The sequence below is a fragment of the Micropruina sp. genome (assembly GCF_047606665.1).
Taxonomy (GTDB): Bacteria; Actinomycetota; Actinomycetes; order Propionibacteriales; family Propionibacteriaceae; genus Micropruina.
The window spans coordinates 1-4,263 of sequence record NZ_JASGEF010000009.1 but is presented as its reverse complement, the minus strand read 5'-3'; the positions used below and the strand labels follow the sequence as shown (position 1 = coordinate 4,263).

Here is a 4,263-nt window from a genome sequence, read left to right as displayed (position 1 = left end):
GACGCCCGCACCGGCGCCCCGCGTCCCGGTCAGGGCGGCGCGCCGCGTCCGGGTCCCCGGCCCGGTGTGCCCGGCATGCCGCGTCCGAACCCCGCGATGATGCCGCGCCAGGCCAACCCGGCGCTCGGCGCTCCCGCCCGTGGTGGTGGCGGCGGTGGTCGTCCCGGCTTCGGCGGCGGCGCGGGCCGTCCCGGTGGTGGTGGCGGCGGTGGTCGTCCCGGCTTCGGCGGCGGACCCGGTCGTCCCGGTGGCGCCCCAGCGGGCGGTGGCGGCGGTCGCGGTCGCGGTGGCCGCGGTGGCTCCGGCACACAGGGTGCCTTCGGTCGCGCCGGGGGGCCGGCGCGTCGCGGACGGAAGTCGAAGAAGCAGCGCAGGCAGGAATTCGACCAGATGGAGGCGCCGAGCATCGGTGGCGTCCGGATCCGTTCCGGTGACGGATCCACCGTCCGGTTGCGCCGTGGCGCGTCGCTGACCGACCTGGCCGAGAAGATCGGCGTCGATCCGGCGTCGCTGGTGCAGGTGCTGTTCAATCTGGGTGAGATGGTCAATGCCACCCAGTCGGTGGCCGACGACACGCTGCAGGTGCTGGGCGCCGAGCTCAACTACTCCATCGAGGTCGTCTCGCCCGAGGACGAGGACCGCGAGCTGCTGGAGAGCTTCGACATCGAGTTCGGCGAGAACGCCGGCGATGAGGACGACCTGGCGCCGCGTCCGCCGGCCGTCACCGTGATGGGTCACGTCGACCACGGCAAGACCAAGCTGCTGGACGCCATCCGCAACACCAACGTGGTGGCGGGCGAGGCCGGCGGCATCACCCAGGCGATCGGCGCCTACCAGGTGGCCACCGAGGTCGACGGCACCGAACGCAAGATCACCTTCATCGACACCCCTGGTCACGAGGCGTTCACCGCCATGCGTGCCCGTGGTGCCAAGTCGACCGACATCGCCGTCCTGGTGGTGGCCGCCGACGACGGTGTGATGCCGCAGACGATCGAGGCTTTGAACCATGCCAAGGCGGCCGAGGTACCGATCGTGGTCGCGGTGAACAAGATCGACAAAGAGACCGCCGACCCGACGAAGGTGCGCGGCCAGCTCACCGAGTACGGCCTGGTGCCCGAGGAGTACGGCGGCGACACCATGTTCGTCGACGTCTCCGCGACCGCCCGGCTGGGTCTGGACGAGTTGCTCGAGGCGATCGTGCTGACCGCCGACGCCGCCCTCGATCTGCGGGCCAACCCGGACATGCCGGCCCAGGGTGTCGCCATCGAGGCGCACCTCGACAAGGGCCGCGGCCCGGTCGCCACCGTCCTGGTGCATCGCGGAACCCTGCGCACCGGCGATTCGATCGTGGCCGGCTCGGCCCACGGCCGCGTCCGCGCCATGATCAACGATCTCGGCGAGCAGGTGGCCGAGGCGCCGCCGTCCATGCCGGTGCAGGTGCTGGGTCTGACCTCGGTTCCGGGTGCCGGCGACAACTTCCTGGTTGTCGACGACGACCGGATGGCACGCCAGATAGCCGACAAGCGGGAGGCCCGGCAGCGGGCGGCCCTGCTGGCCAAGACCACCCGGCGCAAGACCCTCGACCAGCTGTTCGAGCAGCTGGAGAAGGGCGAGACCCAGGAGCTCAAGCTCATCCTCAAGGGCGATTCGGCAGGGTCGGTCGAGGCGCTGGAAGATGCGCTGGCCAACATCGACATCGGCGACGAGGTCAGCCTGCGGGTCATCGACCGCGGTGTCGGTGCGATCACCGAGACCAACGTGTCGCTGGCCGAGGCGTCCGATGCCGTCATCATCGGGTTCAACGTCCGGGCGCAGGGCAAGGCTACGCAGATGGCCGACTCGGCGGGCGTCGACATCCGGTACTACTCGGTGATCTACGCGGCCATCGACGATGTCGAGGCGGCGCTGAAGGGCATGCTCAAGCCGATCTACGAAGAGAAGGTCACCGGTCAGGCACAGATCCGGGAGATCTTCCGATCGTCCAAGTTCGGCACGATCGCGGGCTGCATGGTCATCGACGGGTCGGTCAAGCGGAACTCCAAGGCGCGGCTGCTGCGCGACGGTGTCGTGGTCGCCGAGACCTCGATCGCCTCGCTGCGGCGTGAGAAGGACGACGTCACCGAGGTCCGTGAGGGCTACGAGTGCGGCATGACGCTGGCCAACTACTCCGACATCAAGATCGACGACATCATCGAGACCTTCGAGATGGTCGAGAAGCCGAGGGATTGATGGGCAACCCGCGCTACATCAAGGTCGCCGAGCAGATCAAGGTGATCGTGGCGGAGCTCCTGGAACGGCGGATCAAAGATCCGCGGCTGGGCTTCGTCACGCTCACCGACGTCCGGCTCACCGGCGACGGACGCGAGGCGACGGTGTTCTACACGGTGCTGGGCGACGAGCAGGAGCGGACGGACACCGCGCAGGCGCTGGAATCGGCCCGCGGGCTGATCCGGTCCTCGGTCGGCAAGCAGCTGGGGATGAAGTTCACCCCGACGATCGCCTTCGTCCTGGACGCCATTCCCGAGACCGCCGCCCAGATCGAGGACGTGCTGGCCCGGGCCCGCGCCGCCGACGAGGCGGTGGCGGCCCAGGCCGCGGGGGCGTCCTACGCCGGTGACGCCGACCCGTACAAGAAGCCGGACGAGCCGGACGCCGACGAGTAGGTCGTCGGCTTCCCTCGGCCAACAAACCCCTCCCTAACTACTTCTGCCCTCCCACATGCGGGAGGGCAGAAGTAGTTAGGGAGGGCCCTAGACCTCAGGAGGACAATGCCCGAGTCGGGAATCCTGGTTGTCGACAAGCCGTCCGGCTGGACGTCGCACCAGGTGGTCGGACGCTGCCGCAGGCTGCTCGGCACCCGCAGGGTGGGGCATGCCGGCACCCTGGACCCGATGGCGACCGGCGTCCTGGTAATCGGGGTGGGCAAGGGCACCCGGCTGCTCGGGCACCTGGCGCTCACCACCAAGACCTACACCGCGAGGATCCGGCTCGGGCAGGCCACCCTCACCGACGACGCCGAGGGCGAGATCACCTCCGCGCCCGGCGCGCCCGGCTTGAGCGATACCGCCATCGAGGCGGCGATCGAGCCGCTGCGCGGCGACATCGTCCAGGTGCCGTCCACCGTGTCGGCGATCAAGATCAACGGCCAACGTGCTTATGCACGGGCCCGGCGCGGCGAGGACGTGGTACTGGCCGGACGCCCGGTCACCGTCTCCCGCTTCGACGTCCGGCAACGCCGCGACACCGACGCCGACGGCACCCCCGTCATCGACCTGGACGTGATCGTCGACTGCTCGTCCGGCACCTACATCCGGGCGCTGGCCCGCGACCTGGGCGCCGCGCTGGGCACCGGCGGCCACCTCACCGCGCTGCGTCGCACCCGTGTGGGCGGCTTCGACCTGGACGGCGCACTCACCCCCGAGGCACTCACCGCCGAGCCTCCCCGGCGTCCGGAACCAATTGGCCTCGCCGAGGTCGCCCGGCGCACCTTCGCCTGCCTCGAACTGGACGCCGACCAGGCCCGTGACGTCGGCTACGGACGTCGGCTCGACCGGCCGATGCCGGCCGACCCGACCGCCTTGCTGCATGCCGGGGAACTGCTGGCCCTCTACCGTCCGGACGGCAACCGCGGCATCCCGGTGGCCGTGCTGATCGGCTGAGTCGATCGGGTCGACGATCGGGCCGGATCTGCGGCCGGAGCGGGAGAGACATGGACCTGACCGGCATCAAGAAGGCCGCCATCCGCGACTGACTCTGGGCCGTCCGTTCCACAACCCGCCGATGATTCTCCGGCTGGTGCTCGGCATGGTGGTGGCATCGGTCATCGGGTGTGCGATGAACAGTCCGCAGACCCAGGTCATTCTCACCGTCGGGGCGCTGCTGGCCGGGGTGCTGCTCACCCTGCCGCACAACCGGTCGCGGCTGGTGGCGGCGGCACTCGGCGCCCTGGCCCAGGCGTTCGGCGTCTCCTCGGCGTGACGCTGTCCGGCCAGTGGTGGTGCTGGCGTTCCTGGGCTTCTTCGCGTCCGGAATGCTGCGGGCGGTCGCGGTCGTCATCAGCATGCCGGGGGACGGTTCTTCCAGGTTCGAAAATCGCACGTCGGGGGACGGTTCTTCCACGTTCGAAAATCGCACGTCGAAGAACCGTCCCCGGACGTTCGAGATCGGCGCGACGTGGTCACTGGGGACGGTTCTCTTGGTCACCAGTCGGTCGGATTTCTTCGCTGAAGGAATTCTGCAGCGGACCTTGGGCTGTTCTTGAGG

Annotated in this window: 5 protein-coding genes; all 5 read left to right on the top strand. The window is 69.6% G+C overall.

Going from position 1 to position 4,263, the window contains the following annotated elements; all coding sequences use genetic code 11:
* Positions 1-2,229, top strand: a 2,229-nt coding sequence (infB, locus tag QM619_RS02495; RefSeq protein ID WP_415103973.1) for a translation initiation factor IF-2, incomplete at its 5' end; no start/stop codon positions are given.
* A complete protein-coding gene (gene rbfA, locus QM619_RS02490) occupies positions 2,229-2,663 on the top strand; it encodes a 30S ribosome-binding factor RbfA (RefSeq protein ID WP_415103971.1) in 435 nt (144 codons plus the stop codon). The genes infB and rbfA, both read left to right, overlap by 1 nt.
* A 105-nt stretch (positions 2,664-2,768) precedes the next feature.
* Positions 2,769-3,659 carry a tRNA pseudouridine(55) synthase TruB gene (truB, locus tag QM619_RS02485; RefSeq protein WP_415103969.1) on the top strand — a complete coding sequence of 297 codons (891 nt, stop codon included), beginning with the start codon at positions 2,769-2,771 and terminating at the stop codon, positions 3,657-3,659.
* A gap of 121 nt (positions 3,660-3,780) precedes the next feature.
* Entirely contained in the window at positions 3,781-3,978 is a 198-nt protein-coding gene (locus tag QM619_RS02480; RefSeq protein WP_415103967.1) for a hypothetical protein, read from the top strand.
* Positions 3,979-3,991: 13 nt separating this feature from the next.
* A complete protein-coding gene (locus QM619_RS02475; RefSeq protein ID WP_415103965.1) occupies positions 3,992-4,261 on the top strand; it encodes a hypothetical protein in 270 nt (89 codons plus the stop codon).
* The last annotated feature ends 2 nt before the right edge of the window (positions 4,262-4,263 follow it).